Genomic DNA, 25,450 nt, shown 5'->3' on the forward strand with positions numbered 1-25,450 from the left:
ATCAGATAAGGGCGTCATGCCCCTTTACCCAGGCGGCGGCAGATGAGTGATACAAACACTACGCTACAAGCGCTATGGCAGGAGACGTCGGAGACCGAGTCGGTGCGTCAGCGTCTTTACCAGGTACTGCGCCAGTCGATTATTCAAATGGTGTTGGAACCTGGCCGAGCGCTGTCTGAAAAAGAAGTGGCGGACGCTTTTTCGGTCAGCCGTCAGCCGGTGCGCGAGGCCTTTATCCGCCTTTCTGAAACAGGGCTCGTCGAAGTCCGGCCACAGCGTGGTACTTATGTGGTCAGAATATCTCAGCGAGCAGTGCTTGAAGCGCGCTTTGTACGTGAGGCGGTTGAGGTAGCGGTAGTGCGTCAGGCAACGGTCAAAGGGCTTCCCGGCGAAGTGCTCGCCGAGTTACACGACTTGCTGGAGCGCCAGCGCCGCTGTATTGAGCCGCACGACACCATTCGTTTCTACCGGCTGGATGAGCGCTTTCACAAGACATTGTCGCTAGCAGTTGGGCAGCAGGCCGCTTGGAAAGTCATTGAAGAGGTAAGAGCTCAGATGGATCGCGTACGCTACTTGAGCGTCCCCGATACCACCCCCATCGCCCGTTTGATTGACCAGCACGCCCATATTGTGGCCGCCATTGAAGACCGCGATATAGCAATGGCCGAGCAATCCATGCGGCGCCATTTGCGTGAAATTTTTGTTTCACTTCCCGATCTAGTACAGCGGTTTCCCGAGATGTTCGATACTCAGGAAACGGTATCCCTCATTGAGGAGGCAACCCCATGAAAATCGAACACGCCTATACCATTGTCACCTCGCCGGGACGCAATTTCGTTACCTTGAAAATCGTTACCGACCAGGGTACCTACGGTATCGGAGATGCCACGTTAAACGGTCGGGAAATGGCCGTGGTCGCCTATTTGGATGAGCATGTAATCCCGGCCTTGATTGGCCGTGATCCTCAGCGCATCGAAGACATTTGGCACTACTTGTATCGTGGCGCTTACTGGCGTCGTGGCCCGGTTACCATGAGCGCGATTGCCGCTGTCGACATGGCCCTTTGGGATATCAAAGCGAAACTCGCGGGTATGCCGCTTTACCAACTGCTGGGCGGCAAGAGCCGCGACCGCGTAATGGTATATGGCCATGCCACAGGGCGCGATATCGATTCGTGCCTTGAAGAGGTCGCCCGCCATGTAGACGAAGGCTATAAAGCCGTGCGCGTGCAGGCCGGTGTGCCGGGTATCGCAAGTATTTATGGCGTTGCCAAGAAAGACGGCGAGCCCTACGAGCCTGCGGATGCCGATTTACCCGCCGAGCACGTATGGAGTACCAGCAAGTACTTGAACCATGTGCCCAAACTGTTTGCTGCCGTACGCGAGCGCTTTGGTGATGATCTGCATATTCTGCACGATGTTCACCACCGCCTAACGCCCATTGAAGCAGCCCGCTTGGGCAAGGAAGTTGAGCCTTATCATCTTTTCTGGCTTGAGGACTGCGTACCGGCTGAAAACCAGGAAGCGTTTGGTCTTATACGTCAGCACACCACCACACCGCTAGCGGTAGGTGAGGTATTCAATAGTATTCATGACGCCAAAGCGCTGATCGAAAACCAGTGGATCGACTATATTCGTGCCACGCTGACTCACGCTGGTGGCATCACTCATGTGCGCCGTATTGCTGATTTAGCGGGTCTTTACCACGTGCGTACCGGTTTCCACGGGCCGACCGATCTTTCTCCGGTGTGCCTGGGGTCAGCTATTCACTTTGATACCTGGGTGCCTAACTTTGGTATTCAGGAGTACATGCCGCATACCAGCGCGACTGATGAAGTGTTTCCTCACGATTACCGTTTTGAGGATGGCCACTTTATCGTGGGCGAAACGCCTGGGCATGGCGTGGATATCGACGAAGAGCTTGCCAAGCAATATCCCTATAAGCGTGCCAGCCTGCCGGTTAACCGGTTGGAAGACGGCACTCTTTGGCATTGGTGACCTAACGAACGGGTAAGGAGTTTTGCATCCATGAAAGCATTTCAGGTCAAGGCGCCCCATGACTACCAGGTCGCCGATGTTGAAGTACCCACCGCCGCCGCAGGCGAAGTACGGGTACGCGTAGCGTTTGCCGGTATCTGCGGTTCGGACATGCATATTATCCACGGCGATAACGCCTTTGTGCGCTTTCCACGTATCACAGGCCACGAATTTGCGGGCGTTATTGACGCGGTTGGCGAGGGCGTAGCGGATGTAGCCGTGGGGGATCGCGTTTGCGTTGACCCGGTTATTAGTTGCGGCACCTGCTACCCCTGCCGAATTGGCCGCCCCAACGTGTGCGGCGCCCTTGAAGTCATTGGTGTACACCGTAACGGCGGTTTTGAAGAGTTCGTGGCGGTGCCCGCAGCGAATGTTCACAAGCTGCCGGATCATATCCGCCTGGACGCCGCTGCCCTGGTAGAGCCCTACACCATTGCCGCCAACGTGCTGGACCGCATGCAGCCGCACCCCGGTGATCGGCTGCTGATTTTGGGCGCAGGCGTGATCGGCATGACGATCCTGCAGATGGCTCGGGCCTTGGGCATTGAAGAGATCATCGTTACCGACGTTATCAATGAGCGCCTGGAGGCCGCTAAAGCGTTGGGCGCCACGCACGTTCTCAACAGCCGTGAGCAGGATGTCGAAAAAAAGGTGCTGGCCCTAACCCAGGGTGAAGGCGTACCGCTGATTGCCGACGCTGCATGTGTGCCGGCGCTGCTTCCCCAGATGCTGCGGCTGGCATCGCCCGCGGGCCGTATTGGTCTGCTCGGGTTCAGCGTTCAGCCAAGCGATTTGGTGCAGCTTGAAGTGATCAAAAAAGAGCTGACGCTGGTCGGCTCACGGCTTAATAATCGTAAGTTTCCGGAGGTGCTAGCGTTAATGGCAAGTGGCAAGCTGGACCCGTTGGCGCTGGTTAGCCATCGGTTACCGCTAAGCGATATGCCGGGTGCTATCGATATGCTTGATCACCGTCCTGAAGAAGCCCGTAAAGTACTGATTCAAGTCAGTGCTTAACGTCCACGCCCACTTACATTAACCACACGCACTAACAACCAACAATGCAAAGTGCAGGAGCGATAAAAATGATCAAGAAGCTATTAACCAGTGCGGTACTTGGAACGGTTCTTCTCAGTGCGCAATCCGCGCTGGCTGCCGACTACACGCTGCGTTTTGGCCATTTGGCTAACGAGCAGAACATCTGGCACCAGGCGGCCGAGAAGTTCAAGGAAGAAGTAGAAGCCAACTCTGACGGCCGTATTGAAGTTCGCCTTTATCCCAGCGAGCAGCTGGGTAATGAAATGGATGTGATCAACAGCATTCAGCTGGGCACAGCGGACATGACGATTACCGGCGAGAGCCTGCAAAACTGGGCGCCCAAGGCGGCCATGATGGCCGTGCCTTATGCCTTCCGCGACTCCGAGCATCTGCACGCAGCCGTTAATGGTGAGATCGGCACCGAGATTGAAGAGCAGATCACCGAGCGTACCAACTTGGTGCCCTTGGCCTGGTTTGAGCGTGGCCCTCGCGAGCTGACGTCCAACCGTCCGATCCGCACGCCCGAAGACTTAAACGACTTACGCCTGCGCGTACCTAACGTGCCGCTTTTCGTGGATACCTGGCAGGCGATGGGCGCACGCCCAACACCCATGGCGTTCAGTGAAGTGTTCACCGCACTTCAACAGAACACGCTGGAAGGTCAGGAAAACCCGCTTAGCCTGATCGAAAGCGCCAGCTTCAACGAGGTGCAGGACTACGTCAACATGACCGGTCATGTGCGCAGTTGGATCTACGTTGTGATTGGCCGTAACCAGTTGGAAAACATGCCTGAAGATCTTCAGCAGGTGGTACGTGATGCTGCAGCGACCATGCAAGCGTATGAGTCAGAGTTGTTTGTCGAAGACCAAACGCGTCTGGAACAGGCACTGCAAGAGCGCGGCATGGAGTTCGTTGAGGTGGATGTTGATGCCTTCGCTGAAGCGGCCCGTCCAGCGGTACTCGAAGCATTGACTCCTGAACAGCGTGAGATTTTCGACGCCATTCAAGGCCTGTAAGTCGGTAAGTAATGAGGATGGGCTGGCCGTGCGCCAGCCCATCGTCTATCTGCAAGAGTGGTTTATCCCATGAGGATACGTTTATGAGCTCGGATCAAAAAGCGCTTGAGCAAGAAGCGTTGGAGAGTTTGGATTCGATGTCGGTAGTACCCAGGCTGCAAGGTCCTATTGGGCGCTTGATTGACTGGGTGGATACCTGTTTTCTAACCCTGGCTGTGCTTGCACTGGTCGCTATTGCGGGCACGGTGTTGTTGCAAGTGAGTTCTCGGCTATTTCTGCCGTTCTCCATTGCCTGGACAGAAGAGCTCTCGCGCTATCTGTTTATCTACATGGTGGCGCTCTCGGTCGGCGTGGTGATGCGCCAGCACCGCAATATCAGTGTCGAGCTGTTCCATCATATGCTTGGCCCACGCGTGAAAGCCGCGTTTCAGGCGCTGATCTGCTTGATGATTGGGGTATTTGCGTTTCTGGTGCTGCCCTATGCTTGGCAGTATGCCCAGAACGGTACCTGGCAGACCTCGCCAACGCTACGTATTCCCATGCTGTATATCTTTTTCTCAACGGTAGTCACCTTTGCGCTACTCCTGGCTTATAGCGTGCTGGGGTGTCTTGAGGGAATTATCGCAATGTGTCGTCCCTCTGCCACCCGTAAACAGGAGTCGTAAGCATGGAAGTTATTATTCTGTTTAGTGTTTTTCTGATACTTCTCGTGGTGGGCATGCCCATCGCGTTTGCGCTTGGTATCGCTTCTGTATCGTATCTATTGCTGGAGGGCATTTCGCTCACCATCGTACCCCAGCGTATGTACGCGGGTATCGACACCTTCGTTCTACTGTGTATTCCAGGCTTTGTGCTGGCCGGTAATCTAATGAATGTGGGCAATATCACCGAACATATCGTGCGCTTCTCCAACGCGCTGCTTGGCCATATTCGCGGCGGGCTAGGCCTTGCCAACGTAGGCGGCTCGATGATTTTTGGTGGTATTTCCGGTACCGCTGTGGCGGACTCGGCGAGTATCGGCTCGGTGATGATTCCGGGCATGGCGCGCTCGGGCTACGACAAGCCCTTTGCCGCCGCGGTGACGGCCGCCTCGTCAACCATCGGGCCGATTATTCCGCCTAGCGTGCCGATGATTATCGCAGGCTCATTAAGCGGTATCTCCGTAGGCCGGATGTTTTTGGCTGGTGCGGTGCCCGGCCTTTTAATGGGTCTGGCCATGATGGTCACGGTGTACATTCTGGCCGTTCGTCGAGGCTACCCCAAAGAGAAGCGCGTGCCGGTCCTGCAGCTTCTGCGCGAAGCGAAAACAGCCTTCTGGGCGCTTTTGATGACCGTGATTATTCTTTACGGCATCATCGGCGGCTTCTTTACGCCCACTGAAGCCTCGATTGTGGCCAGTCTTTACGCCTTGGTGGTAGGCATGTATGTCTACAAGGGGCTTACCTGGCGCAAACTGCCGGGCATTCTGGTCGATACTGTTTTGACCTCGTCAGCGCTTTTGTTGATGGTGGGCCTGGCTAACCTGTTCGGCTGGATTCTGACCAGCGAGCAGATTCCTCAGATGATCGCCACGCTGATTCTTTCCATCAGTGAAAACCCGCTGATCGTGCTGCTGATTCTCAACCTGATCCTGCTGTTTGTCGGCGCCTTCATGGAAACCATCGCCGCGCTGATCATTCTATTCCCGGCCCTCGTAGGCGTGGCCACCGGTGTGGGTGTGGACCCAGTGCACTTTGCCGTCATTGCCGTGCTTAACCTGATGATTGGCCTGACCACGCCGCCGGTCGGGGTGTGTCTGTTTGTCGTCGCTGGCATCGGTAAGCTGCCCATGCTTTCGGTAGCGCGTGCGATTGTACCTTTCCTGCTATGCAACCTGGCAGTACTGATGCTGGTGACCTACGTACCGGCTATTTCACTCTGGCTGCCTAATCTGCTGATGGGGAGTAACTAGGCATGTCCATGAAACGTATTAATGCAGCGCCGCCATCCGGCCATATCAGCATTGTCCATCTTGGCTTGGGCGCGTTTCACCGTGCTCACCAAGCGGTTTATCTTGAGCGCTATCGCCAGCGCACAGGCGATGGCGAGTGGGGCGTATGTAGCGCCAATTTACGCTCGAGTGTTGACCTGGTAGATAGCCTGCGCAAGGCGGGTTACCACTATCAGGTGGCGGAATATGCCGACAGCCAGACGCTGACGCTACGCGAGATCGGCGTGATTGAAGAAACGCTGTTTTCCGGCCGCGATGCGTCGGGCAACTGGGGGCGGGATAGAGACGCGCTGCTTGAGCGGCTGGCGGCGCCAGCGACGCGTATTGTCACGCTGACCGTGACGGAAAAAGGGTATTTCCTGAACCCGACCAGCGGTGAGCTGCGCCTGGATGACCCCATGGTAGCGGGCGATATCGCCTCACCTAGCGAGCCGCGGACCGCTCCTGGCTTACTGGTTGAAGCGCTGGCTCGGCGGCACGCCGCGGGCGTGGCACCGTTTACCGTGCTTTCGTGCGATAACATGCCACACAACGGTCAGCGTACTCGTAAAGCCGTGGTTAAGCTTGCCCAGCAGCGCAGCGCCGAACTTGCCGAGTGGATTGATGCTGAAGTGGCGTTTCCAAGCTCCATGGTCGACCGCATTGTGCCTGCGATGACCGACGCTGACTTTGAGCGCTTGGCTGCCTTGGGTGTTGCTGATCCTAATGCCGTGGTGGGTGAGGCATTCTCGCAGTGGGTGGTAGAGGACAACTTCCCCACCGGGCGGCCAAGCTGGGAGGCCGACGGCGTAGAAATGGTCGCCGATGTTGCCCCGTTTGAAACCATGAAGCTGCGAATGTTGAACGGTAGCCATTCTCTGCTGGCCTATCTGGGTGCTTTGGAAGGTGTTGAAACGGTGTATGACGGCATCAACCAACCGGCACTGCGCGCGCTGCTGCGCCGCTACATGCTGGAAGAAGCCGCACCGACGCTTAATATGCCCGAAGGCACTGACCTTGCGGCGTACGCTGATTCGCTACTTTCACGCTTTACCAATGACAGCTTGCGCCACCGTTTGCAGCAGATCGCCATGGACGGCAGCCAGAAGCTGCCCCAGCGCTGGCTGAGCGGCGCTCTTGAGCGTATTCAAGCGGGTCAGGCATCGCCTTGCACTGCATTAGGAATGGCTGGGTGGATTCGTTATACCGATGGCCAAGAGCTAAACGGCAAGCTTTATACCGTTGATGATCCCATGGCAAAGCAGTTTGCTGAGCTACATCAGACTCACGGTGGCCAGCCGGTCGCGTTGGTAAACGCATTTTTAGCCATGGACGAAGTGGTACCGCCCGCGTTGGCAACACATCAGCCGTTTGTCGACGACGTAGTAGCGGCCTATCGCGCCTTAACGCAAGATGGGTTAAATGCCGCGTTAGCAGCGCTAGGCATCGAAGGATAGGGAGTTATTTATGGAGCATACCTGGCGCTGGTTCGGCCCTAACGATGCGATACGTCTTGAGGAAATTCGCCAAGCCGGTGCGACCGGCATTGTGACGGCACTGCATGAAATACCTAATCACCAAGTGTGGCCGGTCGAGGCTATTCAAGCGCGCAAGAACCTGATTGAGACCGCCGGGCTTCGCTGGTCGGTGGTTGAGAGTGTGCCGGTCCATGAAGCGATAAAGCAGGGCCTGCCCGAGCGCGATGCGTTAATTGAAACGTACTGCCAAACGCTACGTAATTTGGCAGCTTGCGGTATCGACACCGTTTGTTACAACTTTATGCCAGTGCTCGACTGGACGCGAACCGATCTCGTCCATGCACTGCCGGATGGTGCGCTGGCGCTGCGCTTTGATCACACCGCGTTTGCGGCGTTTGATCTCTATATTCTTAAGCGGCCAGGGGCCGAGTCTGAGTATAGCGAAGCGGATAAGCAAATGGCCCAACGCTACCTTGAGACGCTTGATCAGACCGCCCGCGACAAGCTGGTGACGACACTGATTGCCGGGCTGCCTGGGGCTGAAGAACACTATACGTTGGAACAGTTTCGCAATGTGCTGGCGGAGTATGCCGAGATTGATGCTGAAAAGCTGCGCGAAAATCTTGGCTACTTTTTACAAGCGATTATTCCAGTGGCTGAAGAAGTCGGCATCCGTATGGCGATCCACCCCGATGATCCACCCCGGTCGCTTCTCGGTTTGCCACGGGTAGTTTCAACGCATCAGGATGCGCAGTGGGTGGTGGATCATGTGCCCAGCCCGGCCAATGGCCTAACGTTTTGCACCGGCTCATATGGTGTTCGTGAAGACAACGACCTGGTTGCCATGGCTCGTCACTTTGCCCCACATATTCACTTTATCCACCTGCGTGCCACAAAGCGCGAGGCTGACCCACGTTCGTTCCACGAAGCACCGCACCTGGAAGGTAACGTTGATATGGTCGGCGTTATTCAGGCACTGGTCGAAGAGGAGCGTCGCCGTGAAAAAGAGGGCGGGGCGCGTTTGCCATTACGCCCCGACCATGGCCACCATATTCTTGACGATCAGCAGCGTAAAACCGCACCGGGCTACCCGCTTTATGGCCGTATGCGAGGGCTTGCCGAGTTGCGCGGTATTGAGCTTGCGGTACGCCAGTTGATGGATTAAATGGTTATCTGAAGCGTGCTGAAAAGTAGCCCACCCTGAATCGGGACCTCAAAGAACCTCACTGCTTAAGCAACAGTGGGGTTCTTTTTGTCGGTGCACTCGTGTGTCGGTAATTATCTAAGCGACTAAACGGGCAATCACGCCAGGCAATTCATTGGCATGCTGAATGCCAACGGCGCCTTCGGGCGTGCTCTCTTCATCAGGAAAGTGGTTAATATGGATAACGTGCATACCTGCAGCCAACCCGGCTTCTACGCCTACGGCCGCATCGTCGATCACAATGCACTGCTCGGGCGCGTAGCCCATTGCCGCCGCCGCCTTGCGGTAAAGCTCGGGGTCGGGTTTCCAGACATTCAGGGTATAAGCACTGAATAAATTCCCTTTAAAATGGTGGCCTAAACCAGTGCTTTCCATGGCACAGCGGATCTTGCGCTCGGGGCCGTTAGATACCACGGCTTTGGCGTAGCTGCTTAATTGATCAAGCGCATCTGGAATGCCAGCGATGGGTTCAAGCTCTGCCCGCATGCGGGCTTCCATGCGTGTCCGCATACCGGCTTCAAGCGTCGCCGCCTGGTCTTCTGTGAGGGGCTGAAAGCGCGCTTCTAACGTATTGACTATCGTGTGAAAGCGTACTCCATGAAACTCCTCCATATACTGACGCGCAGAGAACGGTAGGCCGAACTCCGGAAGAATGTCGCCCATTACCTCTGCAAGGAGTACTTCGCTGTCTACCAGCGTGCCATCGCTGTCAAACAGTAGGCAGTAATCGGCGGTCGTTGCGCTGGGCGTTGCTCTGGGCATAGCAGGACTCATTGGCGTACGTCCTCGTTAACCAGGTTAATGGGAGGCTTGCCCTGTAGGGCCAAGCGAATATTATCCACGGCGCGCTGAGCCATTGCCTGGCGAGTCTCATGTGTTGCGGAACCAATATGGGGCAGGGCAACGACGTTGGTCATGTTAAGTAAAGGGGAGGTGGCTGGCAGCGGTTCCTGCTCGAAGACATCCAGACCCGCTGCTTTAATGGTGCCTTTCTCAAGTGCGTCAATTAGCGCTGATTCATCGACGACTTTACCGCGAGCAATGTTGATGAAAATACCTGAGGACTTCATGCGTGCAAACTCGTCGGCACCGATTAGGTGCTTGGTCTCTGCGGTTAGCGGGACGGTCACACAGACAAAGTCAGCTTTTTCCAATAGTTCGTTAAGCTCACAGCGCTTGGCTCCTAGCTCTGCTTCGCGTTCAGGTTTGGGAGACGCGTTGGAGTAGAGAATCGACATGCCAAAGCCAAGTGCACCGCGCCGGGCAACCGCTTGGCCGATGCGTCCAAAACCTATCATGCCCAGCGTTTTTCCGTGTACGTCGTTACCAAAGTGATCAGGGCCAAGGCTGGCTTTCCAGTTGCCCGCTTTCACCCATTCGGCAAGTTCAGTTACCCGGCGTGCTGAGGCCATCACCAGTGCAAAACCGGTATCAGCGGTCGTTTCAGTGAGCACATCAGGCGTGTTGCACAGCATAATGCCACGCTTGGTTAACTCATCCACGGGGATGCTGTCGTAACCCACCGAAATTGTCGAAATAACTTCAAGCGCGGGCGCCGCATCCAGTAATTCAGGTGTAATGGGCAGTCCTGAGCCGATAATGCCGTGTGCCTTCGATAGCATGTCGAGCACATCTTGCTGAGTGGGATCAAGTGGCCCTGAGTGCTCAATAAGCTCAAAGTGTTGCGCTAGCGTTTCTTTTAGTGGATCGCCAAGTCGTCCTGTCACAATGATACTTTTTTTCATGCTATCTCCTCGTGTTGTGATTGTTACATGTGACCTTAGTGCTCAAGTTGTTCCAGCTTGTCCCTGGTGGGCAAACCTTCCATATCACCGACGACTTGTACGGCCTGGGCGCCTACCAGATTGCCACGTTTAAGCGCATCACGAGCAGTTAGGCCATCCAGCAGTGCGCTGATCGCACCGACCGCGAAGCCATCGCCAGCCCCTACGGTATCAACAACGTTGGCGACCGGCTGGCCGGGCACGTTGATGCTTTCCAAAGAGCCTCCCAGCGTGCCGCGATAATAGCTGCCCTCTGGCCCCAGCTTGATGATAACGGCCTTGGCACCGCGCTCAAGGTAGAAATCGGCAATCGCTTCGGGCGATTCGCAGCCGGTCAAAAGCCGCCCTTCGGAAAGTCCCGGTAGTACCCAGTCAGCCAGACTTGCCAGCTCATTTAAGGTATCACGCATGACAGCTTCGCTGGGCCAAAGTGACGGGCGTAAATTGGGGTCGAAGGAAATGCTGGCGCCGCTTTGGCGTGCCTGCTGCATCAAGTGGCGGGTTAATTCCAGGGCGCTTTTAGAAAGCGCAGGGGTAATGCCGGTAGCATGCAGATGAGTGAGCGACTGAAAATCGATGGAAGCGGCATCTTCAATGCTTAAGTGGCTGGCGGCACTGCCGCGCCTGAAGTACTCAACCCGTGGGTCGGCACCGTTTTCTGCGCGCTCTTTGAACATCAGCCCGGTGGGGTGGTGTTCATCAAGCTGAATATACCGGTCGTCAACTCCTTCAGCTTTTAAAGACTGCTGAATAAACCTGCCCTGGCTGTCGGTGCCCACTCGGCTCAACCAGCCAACGTGAAAACCCAGGCGCGAAAGGCCAATGGCGACGTTATTGTCGGCGCCTGCTAAACGGCGATGAAAGCTTTCGACTTCTGCTAGATCACCCGGTGTATTCGCCACCAGCATGGCCATGGCTTCGCCAAAAGTCAGTATCCGTGGGGAGGAGAACGTTGTATTTGCCATCAGGATATTCTCTTTTTAAGGGTGTTAAGGATTTGGCTAAAGCGTTGTACTGCCGCGGATCTGTAAACGCGGCGCATGGCGGTAGCGTACGGGCGATGCCTGCGCTGAGCCGTTAAGCTGGTTGAGCAGGCAACTGACGGCAGCATGGCCGATATCATCGGTAGGCTGGGCCAGGGTGGTGATGCCTGGCGTTATCAGCTCACACCAATCCAGTTCGTCAATTCCCATTAAACCGGTAGGGCCCAAAGGGATGCCCAACTGTTGAAAACTGCGTGTCATAGCGAGCGTGACGTTACCGTTAGCGCATAAAACAGCGCCTGGTGATGAGGCAGTGTGCTGGTTAAAGTTGGCTAACGTTTCAATGTGAGGTGCTGCATTGTCCAGTATCAGCGTCTGGCTTTTGATCCCTAAGCTCTCTGCTTGTTGATTAAAGCGCTGTAGCCGTTCCTGGCGGGTACTGGCATGTGCAGGCGACTCACTGACATAGAGAAGGGAGCGATACCCTTGTTGCACGAGATGATTCAGTGCCATATCGATCGCTAGCGCGTTATCAAGCCCGATCACATCAACGTCAAGTTGGTGAACTTCGCGATCAAGTAGCACGAGGGGGACACCGCTATGCATGAGTGCCTGTAACTGCGCTTCAGGCTGCCCGGCAGCATTAATCATCAAGCCCTCTACCTGATACGACGTCAACAGGCGCAGGTGCTGCTGTTCTCGTTCTGGGTCGTTATCGGTATTGCAGACGATTAATGAATAACCGTGAGCCCGAGCTGCTTGCTCTATGCCATGGACAACTGCCACTGAGAACGGATTACGGATATCGGCCACCAGTACGCCCAGTAGGCGCGAGCCGCCTCCCTTGAGACCGCGTGCCATTAAATTAGGCTGGTAGCCCAGCGTCGTGGCGGCGTTGGCAATGCGCGCTTGAAGGCTGGGCGTTAGCCGTTCGCGCTCCGGGCCGAAAAAGCGCGATACGCTGGTTTTAGACGTGCCCGCCAGTTTAGCGACTTCAATAAGTGTGGCGCGCGCAGAGGCAGGGGGCATGTTGGCTATCCATTAAACAGTAAAATGGGAACGTTCCCAATCGGCTCCAACATAGTGAGTTTTGGGTTTAAAGGCAATACGCCTTAAGGCTCAGTAGAAGAGTCGGCGAAAACACATGGTTAAGAAAAATTAAGTGGACGGCCTCTGCTAGGCTGTAGAGACAAGCATAATAGGCGAACGTAATGCAGTCACACGAGTACCAGCAGTATGATGCCACCGGCCTTGCCGAACTGATCCGCCGCCGGGAGGTGAGTCGCGCAGACGTTCTGGAGGCTGCCTTTAAGGCGATTGAAGCGTTAAATCCCGCCCTGAAAGCGGTCGTTAGAACGCGATTTGAGAAAGCCCGGCGTGAGAGCGAGGAGATCGCCGATGACGCGCTCTTTGGTGGAGTGCCCACCTTAAGTAAAGATCTGTTGATGGGGTTGGCCGGTGAACCCTTGGCCTCCGGATGTGCTGCGTTAACTCAGTGGCGCCCTAAAGAGGATTCGCCGATTATCCACCGCTCAAAAGCTGCTGGTTTGGTCGTTATTGGGCAAACAGCCACGCCTGAATTGGGATTGATGGGAATTACCGAGCCTAAAGCCTTTCCGCACCCTGTTAACCCATGGCGGAAGGGGTATTCACCCGGTGGCTCCAGCGGCGGTGCGGCCGTGGCAGTGGCTAGCGGAATTGTGCCGTTGGCGTTGGCCGGGGACGGTGGTGGCTCCATCCGTATTCCTGCCAGCTACTGTGGGCTTTTTGGCTTTAAACCTACGCGTGGGCGGATGCCGCTTGACCCAAACCATGGGGAAGTGTGGCAGGGGGCGGTCATTGAGCATGCGTTGACGCGCAGCGTACGAGATAGTGCGGCGCTGTTGGAGAAGGTGAACGGTATGGCGCCTTCCGGCCCGTACCCAGTGCGCGCTGAAACCGGCTTCGTAACGGCATTAGCGTCCTCGCCTAAGCGATTACGTATTGCTGTATCGCTGGGCGAGCCTTTAAGCCGTGGCTTGGGCACGCAGTTAAGCTCGGAAGTAAAAACAGCGGTTAATAAAGCTGCCGCCGCGCTAACGGAAATGGGCCATGAGGTGGAGTGGTGCGAGCCGGCGGTGGATGGTGAAGCCCTGGCAGATAGCTACCTGACGCTTTACCTTGGCCACTTGGCGGCGGACCTTAGCTGGATTAGCCAACAAACCGGCGTACCCATGCACCGCTTGGCGATTGAACCCTCTACACGTGCTATCGGCCGGTTGGGAAGCAAGCTGTTAGCGCAGGATTACGAGCTGGCGAAACGCCATTGGCACGTGGTCGCTGAACAGATGAGCCGTTTTCATCAACGCTTTGATGCGCTGGTGATGCCGGTCACCGCAGATACCGCGCCTGAAATTGGTAAGCTCTATCCATCCGCGGCACGTGAACGCTTAATGTCTGTGCTGGCCATTCCCGGGGCATCATCGCTGGCGCTAAAGGCTGGCTTATTAAAGAGGCTGGCGGTGGATGCTCTTGGCCGCACGCCGTTCACCCAATTAGCCAATCTGACCGGCCAGCCCGCCATGTCAGTGCCTTTGCATATGGCCGCCAATGGCCTACCGGTAGGCGTGCAAATAGTCGGGCGGTTTGGTGAAGATAAACAGCTCTTACAGCTAGCTGCGGCATTGGAACGGCACGATGCCTGGCAGCATCAATTACCGCTGCAAGCGTTCCGCTCTTAGGCAGGGTAAACTACGCGGCTTTACTATGCCGCTTGGCCTTATGCATGCATCCAACCTATGAATTAAACGACGCTGGAGACCGCTACTTTGACGGTCTGGTCGACAAGTTTTCACGCTCGCTTTACCAGGCGCCTCGCGGCGAGCTGCGCTTGGCGATGCTGGATTACTTGCTGCCGCAAATGCTTGAACTAACTCAGCAGCCCGTACTGGATGTCGGCGGCGGGTTAGGTCAGCAGGCGGCGTGGTTTGCCGAACGCCAGCACCCGGTCACCATGGCCGAGCCCTCGCTGGATATGCTTACGTATGCCAAGCATTGGCACAGTGAAGCTAAACGGCTGCCTAGCGAGGCGATGGCCTACGTGCATGCCCCGCTTCAGGATTTACGCCAGCAAGCGCCGGGCCCTTGGCCATTGATTACCTGCCATGCGGTGCTTGAGTGGTTGGGCGACCCGCGCTCAGCGATGGCTAGCCTGGCAAGCCTGCTCGCGCCCGGCGGGCAGTTGAGCCTGATGGTGTTTAACCGCGATGCGCTGCGCTTTTCCAACGCGGTGAAAGGCAATCTGGAAAAGGCGCTAAGTGATCGTTTGGAAGGCATGGGCAAGCGGCAGCGCTTAACGCCTATTTCGCCGGTCACCCATGCTGAGGTAGTTGAGTGGGGGGCGGAAAACAGTCTTGAAGTGGCAAGCGTTGCGGGTATCCGTGTGTTTCAGGATTACCTACGCCTGCCACCCGCCAGCGACAAAGAGCGTGAAACGCTGCTGGCGCTCGAAAAGACGTACTGCCAACAAGACCCGCACTGGCGGCTGGGTCGTTATTTACTCTACACGTTGATTAAACCGGAGACTTCCCAATGAGTGCCCAATCACCTGCCTGCCAGCTGCTGGAACGTCAACAGGATGACTACACGGCACTTATGGTCGTAGCGCCACCGGTTGATGCCTGGTTAATCGCGCAATCCGCAGGCGTTATCAGTGGGGATCTTGGTGTGCTAAGCGAGTGGCAAGCTGCCGATAAGGGAGCGTTTAGCCCCTTCGCGCTGCCTGAAAATGCCGTTCCCCACGGCGAGATAGTGTTGTTCTGGCCTAAAGCGCATCAGCTAGGCATTTGGTGGCTTGAGTGGCTATGCAGCGTGCTACCCATGGGCACGGCCATTGAGATTGTCGGTGAGCACAGTGGTGGCGTGAAACGTGTGCCTAACGTACTCGCAGAGCGGGGGATGATTTGTGACAAGCGCGATAACGCGCGGCGCTGTTCCCTCTTTGCCACACGCACCATCGCGCTTGAGAATACCCTGGAAGACGCTTGGCAGCGCTTTGATGCTTTGGGCTTAACGCTGGTTAGCCATCCCGGCGTTTTTGGTCATGGCAAGGTAGATGAAGGCACGCTGCTACTATTGGACAGTCTGGAAAAAGAGCTGCCTAAAGCGCCTCAACGTATTCTCGATATGGGCTGTGGCGATGGCATTATTAGCGCCTGGCTTGCCAAGCGGGGTCATGCGGTAACCGCCGTGGATGTCAGCGCTTTTGCTGTAGAGGCAACGCATCGCACGCTAGAGGCTAATCAGGTTAATGGGCACGCTTTGCAAAGCGATGTGTATAGCGCATTGGAAAGCGAAACCTACGATTTTATTATTAGTAACCCGCCGTTTCATCAAGAGCGAGACGTAAGCTACGGGCCCAGCCAACGCTTGATTCGCCAAGCGCCTAAGCATCTTGCTAACCATGGGCGTCTCATCATGGTCGCCAATGTGTTCTTGCCTTATCCGGACCTTCTCACCGAGGCTTTTGGCAGCTTTGAAACGCTTGCTGATAATCGGCGGTTTCGAGTCTACCGTAGCCAGCGTAGCTGACACTATTTCCTCACACTAACCATATTCAACTACCGACGCACTCCCATTTCACGGCTATGATGCTGATAGGCATTGGGCAGTTTAATGAACGTTGTGCGGGGTAGAGACGATGGTTAAAAGCAGTAGAAGCATCGTGATATTGGGTAGTGCGGTTGTGCTAGGTGGGCTGCTGGCGCTGGGGTTGGTCGGAGGTGGTAGCTACATCAAACAGGCGGCCGACGTGTGGCAGCAGTCTTCGCGCAATGTCACCGTGCGTGGTTTGGCCGAGCGTGAGGTGGCGGCCGATTTGGTGCTATGGCCATTTAACTACAGCGTGAGCGCTAATAGCTTAAGCGACCTGGAGCAGCAGCTTTCCAATAATGACCAGGCGGTTCGTCGCTTTTTGGAGTCTCAGGGATTTGAACTCGGGCATATCAGCACAACACCCCCCAGAATTACCGACCAGTTTAGTAATCTCTATGGTGGACAGCGTCCTGATGAGCGTTACCGCGCTGAGGCCACGTTGCTGCTGCGTTCGCCGGATGTTGAGGGCGTGATGCAGGCAATGCCAGGGACCTCGTCGCTGGTACGTCAAGGGGTTTTGCTCTCGCCAAGTTACGAGTACCAAACCGAGTTTCTATTTACCGGCTTGGAGGCGATCAAGCCTGAGATGATTGCCGAGGCGACTGCTGACGCGCGTAATGCCGCCCAGCAGTTTGCAGAAGACTCCGGGAGTCAGGTAGGGCAGATCCGCCAGGCAACCCAAGGCTATTTCTCGATTGATGATTTGGACAGCTACACCCCGCATATCAAGCGTGTCCGAGTGGTGACGACTATCGACTATGCCTTAAAAGATTAGGAAGCCCCATGCACTAAAGCGAGGCATAGCGGATCGCAGTAACGGTGTAGAACACCTTCCCATTCGGAGTAAGCACTTCTACATCGTCATCGACCCCTTTGCCGAGAAGTGCCTTGGCCATGGGCGCATCAATACTGATCCAGCGCTTTTGGGTATCGATTTCGTCGTGTCCTACAATCCGTATGCTAAGCGCTTCGCCATCTTCATCCTCCAGCTCGACAAATGCCCCAAAAAATATCTTGTTGGTGTCTGCGGGTAGTCGATCAACCACCTGCAGCTCATCCAGACGTAGGGTCAAATAGCGAATCCGCGCAATCACACGGTTCAGCTCTTTCTTGTTGTAAGTGTAATCAGCGTTTTCACTACGGTCGCCAAGCGCAGCGGCTTCGCCTACTTTTGTTGAGAGTGCGGGGCGTTTGACTCTGGATAAGTGATCCAAAATTCCGCGTAAACGCGCGGCGCCCTCGGCGGTAATCAAATTGCTTTTGGGCGCCTGGCGCGGATCTTTTGCCGGATCGCGCCAGCGGGTCATGTTACGACCTTTCATTAAGGGACTCTCATCTGGTTAAAGATAGCGCTGGTTAAAGACGACTGTAGGGTAAAGAGAAAGTAAACAAAAGCACAGCGACATCACTCGCGGCTAGCGAATCAATCAAACGTTCGTTACATTGTGAGAATAGGCTGATTAGCGCTTAACAACGCAGCGTCTATATGTCGATATAAAAACAACTCAGGAGATAATAATGCGCACACGACCGTTTTCTCGTTTGATAATGACCGCAGCGCTTGGCAGCACGCTAATGCTGTTACCCTTAACGGCTTTGGCCTATGAAAACGAACTGTTCTCCTTGAAGAACCGTTGGGAACATACGGTGAGCGACTTGCCAGCTAACCAGCGTGAAGGCACGTTGGACGTTTTGTCCAATGAAGTCACGACGTTGGCCAGCGAAAACCCGGATCAGCCGGAGCTTCTGATTTGGCAGGGCATTATTCTGGCTTCTTATGCGCGTGAACGTGGTGGTTTAGGCGCGTTGGGTATTGCTGGTGATGCACGTGATGCGCTTGAACAGGCCATTGCGCTTGATCCGCAAGGAGGAAACGGTTCTGCCTACGTCACACTGGGCGCACTTTACGACAACGTACCTGGGCGCCCAATTAGCTTTGGAAGCAGTGAAAAAGCTCAGCAAATGTTTCAGCGTGCCGTTGAGATTCGCCCTGAAGGTATCGACGTCAACTACTATTACGCCGCGTTCCTGCTTGATGAAGGGGACACCGCCGCTGCCCGCGAGCACGCTGAACGCGCGGTGAACGGTACTCCACGAGCGCAGCGTGAACTCTCCGATGAAGCGTTACGCCGCGATGCCCAAGCCATGCTAAACCGTCTGTAACCCCGCCCAGGCCAGGTTGGCATTCCCGGTAGCAAGCATTGATAATGGGGTAATTGTGATTACTGGGAGTGCCGCATGGCATTCAATGCTAAAACTTCATCATTAGAAACACCGCCTTTTGGCCGTGACGATATAGAGCTGATTGAGCGTAAAACGCTTCATCAGGGCTTTTTTCGCTTGGAAGCCATGGAACTACGCCACCGGCTTTTTGAAGGTGGTTGGAGCAAGCCCATGCATCGCGAAGTGCACCACCGTCGCGATGCGGTAGGCGTATTGCTTTACGACCCTGCACGGGATGCGCTTGTGCTGGTGGAGCAGTTTCGTGCTGGCGCTTTCGATGATCCCGTTTCGCCCTGGAAGCTAGAGCTGGTTGCAGGGTTGGTTGAACAAGATGAATCACTCGAAGAGGTTGCCCGGCGCGAAGCGCTGGAAGAGTCGGGCTGCGTGGTAGGCCCGTTAACGCTAATGCATACGTACTACCCAAGCCCTGGCGCGTGCAACGAACGCGTAACGCTTTTTTGTGGGCTGGTTGATACTCAAGGTATGGGCGGTATTCATGGCCTTGATGAGGAGCATGAAGATATTCGTGTTCACGTGGTGTCTTTTCCGACCGCGTGGGAACTCTTGATACAGGGAAGACTCGACAACGCCATGTGTTTGATTGGATTGCACTGGCTAGCTGGTCAGCGTGCTTCGTTGCGCGCGGCATCCCAACGAGCGCTCACGTAAAGTGAAAACCACGAGGAGTGTTCATGGCAAGAACAGCCTATGTCACCGATTTAAAGTCGCTCCAGGGGGAGTGCAGCGCCAACTACCTGCGGTTATTACGCCTGGTGGGCGATATGGAGAGTGGCCAGCGCCGAGAGATCGCCTTAAGCAGTGACGAGCAGTACTTTGGCGATTTGCAACTGACCGTATTGGAACATGCCCCTTACACCACCATGGTGGCGGTCACTCAAAGCGGTCCGTTGGATTCAGTTATGGACGGCCCGCGCATGCGCGTGCACCTTTACCATGACGTGCGTATGGCGGAAGTGACGGATTTTCAGCGTCAGCGCCACTTTAGTGGCCGCTATCGATATCCTAATGCGCAGATGCATCAGCCTGATGAAAAGCTCCAGTTAAACCGCTTTTTAGGCGAATGGTTAGCGCATGGACTAGCCCATGGTCATACTTGCGATTTACCGGAGATGCGCTAATGCGCCTTGTACAGATTACCGATGCTCACTTGCATGCTGATGTTACTACACGTTCGCGTGCGGGGGTTCCTTGGCTGCATTTTCAACGTGTTCTCGCGGCAGCAGCGGCTGAACGTCCGGACGTTATCGTTGTGACGGGAGACATCAGTCAGGATGAAACGGCCGCTTCCTATACACTGGCCAAGGAGGCGTTGGCTGACCTTCCTTGCCCGTGGTTTTGGCTCCCGGGCAATCACGACCAGGTAGCATTCATGTGCGCCGAGCATCCGCTGCTTGACGAGGTAGATTTGCAGCAGTGGCGTCTGCTGCTGCTCAATACCCAAGTGCCGGGCCAACCCTTCGGCGAGCTGGGCAGCGAACAGTTGATGGCATTAACGACACGTTTGGAAGAGGATGACCGCCCCACGCTGATTGCCATGCACCATCCACCGGTGGATGTTGGCGCTGACTGGATGGATGCTATCGGCCTACAAGATCGTGAAGCGTTTTGGCAGGTTTTAAGCGCTTATCCTCAGGTGAAAGTCGTGCTGTTTGGTCACGCTCACCAAGCGTATGCGCAGCACATTGAAACAGCGGCAGGTTCAGTGAGTGTTTACGGCTGCCCAGCCATGTCTGATCAGTTTATGCCGGGCGCTGATGAATTTACGATTGATGAAGCCTCACGGCCTGGTTACCGAGTGATAAACCTTAGCGGTGAGCAGTGGGATACCTGGGTCGAGCGCGTTGACGTATAGCGATATCATGTTTTTTATGTTCGTTAGGCGATAAAAGAATAAAAAGATAGTTATTAATTCTTTTGGGTTATTATTGACTCGGCGTTACTCTACCCACAATCGAACGTATAACGTTTTAATTCAGCGTGTACTGCAAGCTTATAAAAATTGGCTTGTTTTGTGAGGTAGCAGACCATGACTCAGTTCTCCCCGCTCTCTTCGACGCCCCGGCGTGAGGTGCCCAGCGCACTTAGCGCCGCGCGTCTCACTCATTTAAAACAGCTTGAAGCCGAGTCCATCCATATCATTCGTGAAGTGGCGGCTGAGTTCAGTAACCCGGTTATGATGTATTCGATCGGCAAAGACTCTTCGGTGATGCTGCACCTGGCGCGGAAGGCATTTTATCCCGGTACCCCGCCGTTTCCACTGATGCACGTGGATACCACTTGGAAATTCCGGGAAATGATCGAGTTTCGTGATCGCATGGCTTCCGAGGCAGGCATGAAACTGATCGTGCACACCAACGAAGAGGGGCGAGAGGCGAATATCAACCCGTTCGAGCATGGCAGTGCCAAATATACCGATATCATGAAAACCCAAGCGCTCAAGCAGGCGCTGGACAAGCATGGTTTTGATGCTGCGTTTGGCGGTGCCCGGCGCGATGAGGAAGCCTCTCGGGCCAAGGAGCGCGTCTACTCTTTCCGCGACAAATACCACCGTTGGGATCCCAAAAATCAGCGTCCTGAGCTCTGGAACATGTATAACGCCAGGGTCAACAAGGGTGAGTCGATTCGTGTGTTCCCGCTTTCCAACTGGACGGAACTGGATATCTGGCAGTACATCTATCTGGAGTCTATCCCGATTGTGCCGCTGTACTACGCAGCCAAGCGCCCAGTGGTTGAGCGCGACGGCATGCAGGTGATGGTAGACGACGATCGTTTGCCGCTAGCGCCAGGTGAAGTGCCTGAAGAGAAGTCGGTGCGTTTCAGAACGCTTGGGTGCTACCCGCTAACCGGCGCAGTGGAGTCTGAAGCGGCAACGTTGCCGGAAATTATCCAGGAAATGCTGCTGACCCGCACCAGTGAGCGCAGTGGCCGCGCCATTGATCGCGACCAAGTGGGTTCGATGGAGAAGAAAAAGCGCGAGGGCTATTTCTAATGTCTCACCAGTCTAATTTAATCGCCGATAACATCGAGCAGTACCTGCACGAGCATGAAAACAAAGACCTGCTGCGTTTTATTACCTGTGGCAGTGTCGACGACGGCAAGTCGACCCTGATCGGCCGCTTGCTGCACGACTCCAAAATGATTTTTGAAGATCAGCTAGCGGCGATTACACAAGCGTCCAAAACCAGCGGTACCACGGGTGATACGGTTGACTTGGCGCTATTGGTAGACGGTCTGCAGTCCGAGCGTGAGCAGGGCATTACTATTGATGTCGCCTATCGGTTCTTCTCGACGGATAAGCGCAAATTTATCATTGCCGATACGCCAGGCCATGAGCAGTACACACGTAATATGGCCACCGGTGCTTCTACGGCAAGCCTTGCGATTATCCTTATCGACGCTCGCTATGGCGTGCAAACCCAAACGCGTCGGCATAGCTTTATTGCTGACTTGTTGGGCATTCAGCACTTGGTAATTGCTGTCAATAAAATGGATTTAGTGGGCTTTTCCGAGCAGCGCTTTGAGGAAATCAAGGCAGAGTACCGCGCGTTTGCAACGAATTTGCAGGTGGACGATATCCAGTTTGTGCCCATGTCGGCGCTCAACGGCGATAACGTCGTTAACCGTAGCGAGCACACGCCGTGGTATCGCGGCGAGACACTGATCGAACTACTCGAAAATACCGAAATCAGCCAAGACGACAACCTGACGGATCTGCGTTTGCCCGTACAGTATGTCAATCGGCCGAACCTGGATTTTCGTGGTTACTGCGGGACGCTGGCCGCCGGCATCTTACGCCCCGGCCAAGCGGTAAAAGCGCTGCCTTCGGGTAAAACCTCTACCGTGGCGAGAGTCGTCACTTTTGAGGGCGATTTAAGCGAAGCCTATCCAGGCCAAGCGATTACCGTGACGCTTGAAGACGAGATCGATATTTCTCGTGGCGACTGGCTAGTAAGTGCCGATGAGGATGTGCCGCTTTCCAACCGGTTTACCGCTGATGTGGTCTGGATGCATGAAGACCCACTAACCCTTGGTAAGCTTTACGACTTTAAACTCGCCACCCGCGATCTTTCCGGGCAGGTCAGTGCTATTGACTATCAAATTGATGTTAATACGCTTGAAAAGCACACAGCGCAGGCGTTAAACCTCAATGCGATTGCCCGTTGTGATATCGAGCTTACCGCCACCGTACCCATCGATAATTATCGGGTTAGCCCTAAAACGGGAAGCTTTATTATTGTCGATCGGCTGACCAACGTAACGGTGGGGGCGGGAATGATTCGTGAAGCGGGATTACCAGGTGCTGCTGAAGCGCCCACCACGGACTGGTCAGCGTTTGAGAAAGACCTTAATGCGCTGGTACGCAAGCACTTTCCGCACTGGGAAGCCAACGATATTAGTCAATTGCTCAAACGCTAAATCATTTTTTATCAATAGTCTTTACCAATAGTCTTTATCAACAGGTTAGCCCGCTTTGATTAAGCGGGCTTTTTTATATCTACTTAAATCAAACATCTCTAATCTAGCGGTCGGCTCGCTTGACGCTCTCCCAAGATACGCCACACTGATAAAGCGTTTTCACGCACGCCTCATCACGAAAAGGAGAGCATGATGAACCAAACACTAAAGGGTAAACGCGTCGCTATTGTGGCGGCCGATGGCTTTGAGGAATCTGAGCTGAGTTCACCACGTGACGCACTCAAAAATGCCGGTGTTGATGTTGATATCGTGACACCTGAAGGCAACGATATCCGTGCCTGGGCAGAAGCTAATTGGGGTGATACATATTCGGCTGATAAAGCGCTAGCAGATGTCAATGAATCTGATTATCACGCCCTGGTACTGCCTGGCGGCTTGTTCAACCCCGATGAGCTGCGCATGAACGAGGACGCGCTTAGCTTCGTAAAAGAATTCTTCCAAGCGGGTAAGCCGGTAGCCGCTATCTGTCATGCGCCATGGATCCTCATTAATGCAGGCGTTGTGGATAGCCGCAAGATGACCTCGGTGGCAAGCGTTGCCCAGGATTTACGTAACGCCGGTGCCAACTGGGTAGATGAAGCGGTGGTATGCGATAACGCCTTGGTCACTAGCCGTACCCCCAAAGACCTGGAAGCGTTCAATGCCAAGCTCCTTGAAGAGCTGCAAGAAGAACGCCACTCAGGTCAACACGCCTAATGTCATGGTTGAGCCCGTGGGCAAGCTTTGTTAAAAGGCTTGTCCACACGGTTGCAAAACCGATGAAGCGAGATCGTGGCCGCGGGGGGATGGTCGTTCATCCTTACCGTGGTTACGGTTCGTCCAGTGAAGTGTTTTTGATGGGGCGGGTATTCCGCCAAGCCGCTCTTGGCCGCGCAATCCCACGCCGGGGGATGCTGCGTGACACAGCTGATGTAGCGCGCCGCATTTTTCGACGGGGCTTGGCCGGTGCCCAGGTCGATATTCGTATTGGTGAAAACGAACTGTCCCTGACAACCGACCGGGACGGTTATTTTGATGCGCACCTTCCGATTACCCATTCGCTGCCTATCGATGTGTCCTGGCATCGAGCGGATATTAGGGTGCATGCGGAAAACCAGTCGCCTGTACGTACTAATGTTGAGGTATACGTACCGCCACCGGAAACAGACCTGCTGATTATTAGCGATATTGATGACACGGTCATGTTTACCGGCGTTGCCGAAAAGCTAAAGATGCTCTATCGCCTGTTTGTGCGTAAACCGCACCGGCGTACGGCGTTTCCAGGCGTTGCCTCGCTTTATCAGGCGCTGCACCGGGGCGAAAGTGAGAAGGGCGAGCGACCTATTTTGTATGTATCCCGCGGGCCATGGGCTATTTATGAAATGCTCGAAACGTTCTTTCAGCTTAACCGGATTCCGGTGGGGCCGATCCTGTTTCTACGCGAGTGGGGAATTTCGCTGCGTCACCCCTGGCCGCGTCGCGCCGAAGCTCACAAGCGCCTGTTAATTGATCGAATGTTGACGCTGTTTGATGAGCTACCGTGCATCCTGATTGGCGATAGCGGACAGCACGACCCGGAAGTGTATGCCGAGATCGTGAAAGCCTATCCTGGGCGCATCAAGGCGATTTATATCCGCCGCGTGGATAAAGACCCTGAGCGCGAAAAGGCCATTCAACGGCTTCGAGATGAACTGGTCAATTCCGAGTGCGACTTGGTGCTCGCCCCCGACAGTGTATTGATTGCTGAGCACGCCCACGCCAATGACGATATTTCAGCGCGGGGCCTGGAAGCGGTCGAGCGCGATGTAAAAGCGCATCGCGAAGAAGAGCGTCGTGAAGCCCAAGGGGAAGTCTAGCCTCAACACTGTTGTTGCTAGCCCGGCCATGATAAAACGAACCCTTTCCCTGTTTTCTCCTAGTGAGTGTTAAGTCATCATGGTCGTTCTATTCGTCGTGCTGTTACTCGCGGTATTTATACTGCCCAATGTATGGGCAAAGTGGGTGCTAAAGCGCCATATGCGAGGACGTAATGACTACCCTGGCACCGGCGCTGAGCTTGCCGAGCATTTGCTACGGCGTCTGGGGATTAAAGACGTTCCCGTTGAGCGTACCGAATTCGGCGATCATTACGACCCAGAGACGCGCTGTGTGCGCCTTTCGCCTGACCATTATGATGGCTGCTCGTTAACGGCGGTCACCGTTGCCGCCCATGAAGTAGGCCATGCGTTGCAGCATCACCAGGGCTATGCGCCACTGCTGGCACGCAGCCGCTTGGTAGGTGTTGCCCAAAAGGCAGAAAAAATGGGCGCGATTCTAATGATGGCCGCGCCGTTTTTATTCTTGTTGACGCGCGTGCCGGGCGGTTTGGCGTTAGTCATTGGCATGGCGGTGATCAGCTTTGGTACCGCCGCCCTAGTGCATCTGGTCACGCTGCCGGTGGAGTTTGATGCCAGCTTCAACCGCGCACTGCCGCTTTTAAAAGAGTACGTGCCACCCTACGACATGCCGGGCGCTCGGCATGTGCTTACCGCTTGTGCGTTCACCTATGTTGCGGCTTCACTTGCCAGCATGTTGAACCTGGGCCGCTGGCTGGTGATCTTGCGCCGCTAAACGC

General features: G+C 55.0%; 26 protein-coding genes. 21 read left to right on the forward strand and 5 right to left on the reverse strand.

Annotated elements, in window-relative coordinates:
* Positions 1–42 precede the first annotated feature (42 nt).
* The 8 genes from ACT3TY_RS11135 to uxuA all read left to right on the forward strand — a co-directional run bounded on the left by ACT3TY_RS11135 (position 43) and on the right by uxuA (position 8,699).
* On the forward strand, positions 43–789 hold the full coding sequence (locus ACT3TY_RS11135; RefSeq protein WP_444628235.1) for a GntR family transcriptional regulator: 747 nt from the start codon (positions 43–45) through the stop codon (positions 787–789).
* Positions 786–1,997: a D-mannonate dehydratase ManD gene (gene manD, locus ACT3TY_RS11140; RefSeq protein ID WP_192526269.1), complete on the forward strand. Its 1,212-nt coding sequence runs from the start codon at positions 786–788 to the stop codon at positions 1,995–1,997. Before ACT3TY_RS11135 ends, manD begins: the two co-directional genes overlap by 4 nt.
* A gap of 30 nt (positions 1,998–2,027) precedes the next feature.
* The gene (locus ACT3TY_RS11145; RefSeq protein WP_444628237.1) at positions 2,028–3,050 is read left to right on the forward strand and encodes a Zn-dependent oxidoreductase; all 1,023 of its coding nucleotides are present in this window, start codon (positions 2,028–2,030) and stop codon (positions 3,048–3,050) included.
* A gap of 68 nt (positions 3,051–3,118) precedes the next feature.
* On the forward strand, positions 3,119–4,087 hold the full coding sequence (locus ACT3TY_RS11150; RefSeq protein ID WP_193053859.1) for a TRAP transporter substrate-binding protein: 969 nt from the start codon (positions 3,119–3,121) through the stop codon (positions 4,085–4,087).
* Between the two features lie 83 nt (positions 4,088–4,170).
* Positions 4,171–4,752 (forward strand): TRAP transporter small permease, encoded by a 582-nt coding sequence (locus ACT3TY_RS11155; RefSeq protein ID WP_193053858.1) that lies wholly within the window; start codon positions 4,171–4,173, stop codon positions 4,750–4,752.
* A 2-nt stretch (positions 4,753–4,754) separates the two neighbouring features.
* Positions 4,755–6,038 carry a TRAP transporter large permease gene (locus ACT3TY_RS11160; protein WP_192526273.1) on the forward strand — a complete coding sequence of 428 codons (1,284 nt, stop codon included), beginning with the start codon at positions 4,755–4,757 and terminating at the stop codon, positions 6,036–6,038.
* A gap of 2 nt (positions 6,039–6,040) precedes the next feature.
* Entirely contained in the window at positions 6,041–7,513 is a 1,473-nt protein-coding gene (locus ACT3TY_RS11165; protein WP_444628239.1) for a mannitol dehydrogenase family protein, read from the forward strand.
* A gap of 10 nt (positions 7,514–7,523) precedes the next feature.
* A complete protein-coding gene (gene uxuA, locus ACT3TY_RS11170; RefSeq protein ID WP_172116238.1) occupies positions 7,524–8,699 on the forward strand; it encodes a mannonate dehydratase in 1,176 nt (391 codons plus the stop codon).
* A gap of 117 nt (positions 8,700–8,816) precedes the next feature.
* Here uxuA and ACT3TY_RS11175 read toward each other — a convergent pair whose 3' ends face one another.
* Genes ACT3TY_RS11175 through ACT3TY_RS11190 form a run of 4 tightly spaced genes read right to left on the reverse strand, consistent with a single transcriptional unit; the run spans position 8,817 to position 12,534 of the window.
* Positions 8,817–9,500 carry an HAD family hydrolase gene (locus ACT3TY_RS11175; RefSeq protein ID WP_444628241.1) on the reverse strand — a complete coding sequence of 228 codons (684 nt, stop codon included), beginning with the start codon at positions 9,498–9,500 and terminating at the stop codon, positions 8,817–8,819.
* Between the two features lie 8 nt (positions 9,501–9,508).
* Entirely contained in the window at positions 9,509–10,483 is a 975-nt protein-coding gene (locus ACT3TY_RS11180; protein ID WP_193053855.1) for a 2-hydroxyacid dehydrogenase, read from the reverse strand.
* 35 nt (positions 10,484–10,518) lie between these two features.
* Entirely contained in the window at positions 10,519–11,487 is a 969-nt protein-coding gene (locus ACT3TY_RS11185) for a sugar kinase (RefSeq protein WP_444628243.1), read from the reverse strand.
* A 36-nt stretch (positions 11,488–11,523) separates the two neighbouring features.
* Positions 11,524–12,534 carry a LacI family DNA-binding transcriptional regulator gene (locus ACT3TY_RS11190; RefSeq protein ID WP_444628244.1) on the reverse strand — a complete coding sequence of 337 codons (1,011 nt, stop codon included), beginning with the start codon at positions 12,532–12,534 and terminating at the stop codon, positions 11,524–11,526.
* A 182-nt stretch (positions 12,535–12,716) separates the two neighbouring features.
* Between ACT3TY_RS11190 and ACT3TY_RS11195 the strand changes: the two genes are divergently transcribed.
* The 4 genes from ACT3TY_RS11195 to ACT3TY_RS11210 all read left to right on the forward strand — a co-directional run bounded on the left by ACT3TY_RS11195 (position 12,717) and on the right by ACT3TY_RS11210 (position 16,912).
* On the forward strand, positions 12,717–14,225 hold the full coding sequence (locus ACT3TY_RS11195; protein WP_444628245.1) for an amidase: 1,509 nt from the start codon (positions 12,717–12,719) through the stop codon (positions 14,223–14,225).
* Positions 14,226–14,269: 44 nt separating this feature from the next.
* Entirely contained in the window at positions 14,270–15,079 is an 810-nt protein-coding gene (locus ACT3TY_RS11200) for a methyltransferase domain-containing protein (protein WP_444628247.1), read from the forward strand.
* The gene (locus ACT3TY_RS11205; protein ID WP_444628248.1) at positions 15,076–16,074 is read left to right on the forward strand and encodes a methyltransferase; all 999 of its coding nucleotides are present in this window, start codon (positions 15,076–15,078) and stop codon (positions 16,072–16,074) included. Before ACT3TY_RS11200 ends, ACT3TY_RS11205 begins: the two co-directional genes overlap by 4 nt.
* A 109-nt stretch (positions 16,075–16,183) precedes the next feature.
* Positions 16,184–16,912, forward strand: a complete 729-nt coding sequence (locus tag ACT3TY_RS11210; protein ID WP_172116246.1) for an SIMPL domain-containing protein — start codon at positions 16,184–16,186, stop codon at positions 16,910–16,912.
* Between the two features lie 13 nt (positions 16,913–16,925).
* On the opposite strand, the gene greB is transcribed toward ACT3TY_RS11210, so the two are convergent.
* The gene (gene greB / locus ACT3TY_RS11215; RefSeq protein ID WP_172116247.1) at positions 16,926–17,459 is read right to left on the reverse strand and encodes a transcription elongation factor GreB; all 534 of its coding nucleotides are present in this window, start codon (positions 17,457–17,459) and stop codon (positions 16,926–16,928) included.
* 196 nt (positions 17,460–17,655) lie between these two features.
* On the opposite strand from greB, the gene ACT3TY_RS11220 reads away from it, so the two are divergent.
* The 9 genes from ACT3TY_RS11220 (at position 17,656) to ACT3TY_RS11260 (ending at position 25,446) form a co-directional block, all read left to right on the forward strand.
* Positions 17,656–18,300 (forward strand): hypothetical protein, encoded by a 645-nt coding sequence (locus tag ACT3TY_RS11220; protein ID WP_193053849.1) that lies wholly within the window; start codon positions 17,656–17,658, stop codon positions 18,298–18,300.
* Positions 18,301–18,375: 75 nt separating this feature from the next.
* The gene (locus ACT3TY_RS11225; RefSeq protein WP_193053848.1) at positions 18,376–19,029 is read left to right on the forward strand and encodes an NUDIX domain-containing protein; all 654 of its coding nucleotides are present in this window, start codon (positions 18,376–18,378) and stop codon (positions 19,027–19,029) included.
* Between the two features lie 23 nt (positions 19,030–19,052).
* Positions 19,053–19,499, forward strand: a complete 447-nt coding sequence (locus ACT3TY_RS11230) for a DUF1249 domain-containing protein (RefSeq protein ID WP_172116250.1) — start codon at positions 19,053–19,055, stop codon at positions 19,497–19,499.
* Complete coding sequence (locus ACT3TY_RS11235; RefSeq protein ID WP_172116251.1) at positions 19,499–20,233, forward strand: metallophosphoesterase; 735 nt, start codon at positions 19,499–19,501, stop codon at positions 20,231–20,233. The genes ACT3TY_RS11230 and ACT3TY_RS11235 overlap by 1 nt, the downstream gene beginning before the upstream one ends.
* 174 nt (positions 20,234–20,407) lie before the next feature.
* Positions 20,408–21,370: a sulfate adenylyltransferase subunit CysD gene (gene cysD, locus ACT3TY_RS11240; RefSeq protein WP_444628250.1), complete on the forward strand. Its 963-nt coding sequence runs from the start codon at positions 20,408–20,410 to the stop codon at positions 21,368–21,370.
* Positions 21,370–22,797, forward strand: coding sequence for a sulfate adenylyltransferase subunit CysN (cysN, locus tag ACT3TY_RS11245; protein WP_444628251.1), 1,428 nt, complete (start codon positions 21,370–21,372; stop codon positions 22,795–22,797). Before cysD ends, cysN begins: the two co-directional genes overlap by 1 nt.
* 192 nt (positions 22,798–22,989) lie before the next feature.
* Positions 22,990–23,553, forward strand: a complete 564-nt coding sequence (locus ACT3TY_RS11250; RefSeq protein WP_444628252.1) for a type 1 glutamine amidotransferase domain-containing protein — start codon at positions 22,990–22,992, stop codon at positions 23,551–23,553.
* Positions 23,553–24,692: an App1 family protein gene (locus ACT3TY_RS11255; RefSeq protein WP_444628253.1), complete on the forward strand. Its 1,140-nt coding sequence runs from the start codon at positions 23,553–23,555 to the stop codon at positions 24,690–24,692. Before ACT3TY_RS11250 ends, ACT3TY_RS11255 begins: the two co-directional genes overlap by 1 nt.
* Positions 24,693–24,771: 79 nt before the next feature.
* The gene (locus tag ACT3TY_RS11260) at positions 24,772–25,446 is read left to right on the forward strand and encodes a zinc metallopeptidase (RefSeq protein WP_087109551.1); all 675 of its coding nucleotides are present in this window, start codon (positions 24,772–24,774) and stop codon (positions 25,444–25,446) included.
* Positions 25,447–25,450: the final 4 nt, after the last annotated feature.

Origin of the sequence: Halomonas sp. AOP22-C1-8, from assembly GCF_052378905.1 — a bacterium.
GTDB lineage: Bacteria > Pseudomonadota > Gammaproteobacteria > Pseudomonadales > Halomonadaceae > Vreelandella > Vreelandella citrativorans.

Excerpts from the sequence above, each read along its gene's own strand:
- ACT3TY_RS11135 (WP_444628235.1), top strand. The coding sequence starts at position 43 with ATGAGTGATACAAACACTACGCTACAAGCGCTATGGCAGGAGACGTCG.
- manD (WP_192526269.1), top strand. The coding sequence starts at position 786 with ATGAAAATCGAACACGCCTATACCATTGTCACCTCGCCGGGACGCAAT.
- ACT3TY_RS11145 (WP_444628237.1), top strand. The coding sequence starts at position 2,028 with ATGAAAGCATTTCAGGTCAAGGCGCCCCATGACTACCAGGTCGCCGAT.
- ACT3TY_RS11150 (WP_193053859.1), top strand. The coding sequence starts at position 3,119 with ATGATCAAGAAGCTATTAACCAGTGCGGTACTTGGAACGGTTCTTCTC.
- ACT3TY_RS11155 (WP_193053858.1), top strand. The coding sequence starts at position 4,171 with ATGAGCTCGGATCAAAAAGCGCTTGAGCAAGAAGCGTTGGAGAGTTTG.
- ACT3TY_RS11160 (WP_192526273.1), top strand. The coding sequence starts at position 4,755 with ATGGAAGTTATTATTCTGTTTAGTGTTTTTCTGATACTTCTCGTGGTG.
- ACT3TY_RS11165 (WP_444628239.1), top strand. The coding sequence starts at position 6,041 with ATGTCCATGAAACGTATTAATGCAGCGCCGCCATCCGGCCATATCAGC.
- uxuA (WP_172116238.1), top strand. The coding sequence starts at position 7,524 with ATGGAGCATACCTGGCGCTGGTTCGGCCCTAACGATGCGATACGTCTT.
- ACT3TY_RS11175 (WP_444628241.1), bottom strand. The coding sequence starts at position 9,500 with ATGCCCAGAGCAACGCCCAGCGCAACGACCGCCGATTACTGCCTACTG.
- ACT3TY_RS11180 (WP_193053855.1), bottom strand. The coding sequence starts at position 10,483 with ATGAAAAAAAGTATCATTGTGACAGGACGACTTGGCGATCCACTAAAA.
- ACT3TY_RS11185 (WP_444628243.1), bottom strand. The coding sequence starts at position 11,487 with ATGGCAAATACAACGTTCTCCTCCCCACGGATACTGACTTTTGGCGAA.
- ACT3TY_RS11190 (WP_444628244.1), bottom strand. The coding sequence starts at position 12,534 with ATGCCCCCTGCCTCTGCGCGCGCCACACTTATTGAAGTCGCTAAACTG.
- ACT3TY_RS11195 (WP_444628245.1), top strand. The coding sequence starts at position 12,717 with ATGCAGTCACACGAGTACCAGCAGTATGATGCCACCGGCCTTGCCGAA.
- ACT3TY_RS11200 (WP_444628247.1), top strand. The coding sequence starts at position 14,270 with ATGCATCCAACCTATGAATTAAACGACGCTGGAGACCGCTACTTTGAC.
- ACT3TY_RS11205 (WP_444628248.1), top strand. The coding sequence starts at position 15,076 with ATGAGTGCCCAATCACCTGCCTGCCAGCTGCTGGAACGTCAACAGGAT.
- ACT3TY_RS11210 (WP_172116246.1), top strand. The coding sequence starts at position 16,184 with ATGGTTAAAAGCAGTAGAAGCATCGTGATATTGGGTAGTGCGGTTGTG.
- greB (WP_172116247.1), bottom strand. The coding sequence starts at position 17,459 with ATGAAAGGTCGTAACATGACCCGCTGGCGCGATCCGGCAAAAGATCCG.
- ACT3TY_RS11220 (WP_193053849.1), top strand. The coding sequence starts at position 17,656 with ATGCGCACACGACCGTTTTCTCGTTTGATAATGACCGCAGCGCTTGGC.
- ACT3TY_RS11225 (WP_193053848.1), top strand. The coding sequence starts at position 18,376 with ATGGCATTCAATGCTAAAACTTCATCATTAGAAACACCGCCTTTTGGC.
- ACT3TY_RS11230 (WP_172116250.1), top strand. The coding sequence starts at position 19,053 with ATGGCAAGAACAGCCTATGTCACCGATTTAAAGTCGCTCCAGGGGGAG.
- ACT3TY_RS11235 (WP_172116251.1), top strand. The coding sequence starts at position 19,499 with ATGCGCCTTGTACAGATTACCGATGCTCACTTGCATGCTGATGTTACT.
- cysD (WP_444628250.1), top strand. The coding sequence starts at position 20,408 with ATGACTCAGTTCTCCCCGCTCTCTTCGACGCCCCGGCGTGAGGTGCCC.
- cysN (WP_444628251.1), top strand. The coding sequence starts at position 21,370 with ATGTCTCACCAGTCTAATTTAATCGCCGATAACATCGAGCAGTACCTG.
- ACT3TY_RS11250 (WP_444628252.1), top strand. The coding sequence starts at position 22,990 with ATGAACCAAACACTAAAGGGTAAACGCGTCGCTATTGTGGCGGCCGAT.
- ACT3TY_RS11255 (WP_444628253.1), top strand. The coding sequence starts at position 23,553 with ATGTCATGGTTGAGCCCGTGGGCAAGCTTTGTTAAAAGGCTTGTCCAC.
- ACT3TY_RS11260 (WP_087109551.1), top strand. The coding sequence starts at position 24,772 with ATGGTCGTTCTATTCGTCGTGCTGTTACTCGCGGTATTTATACTGCCC.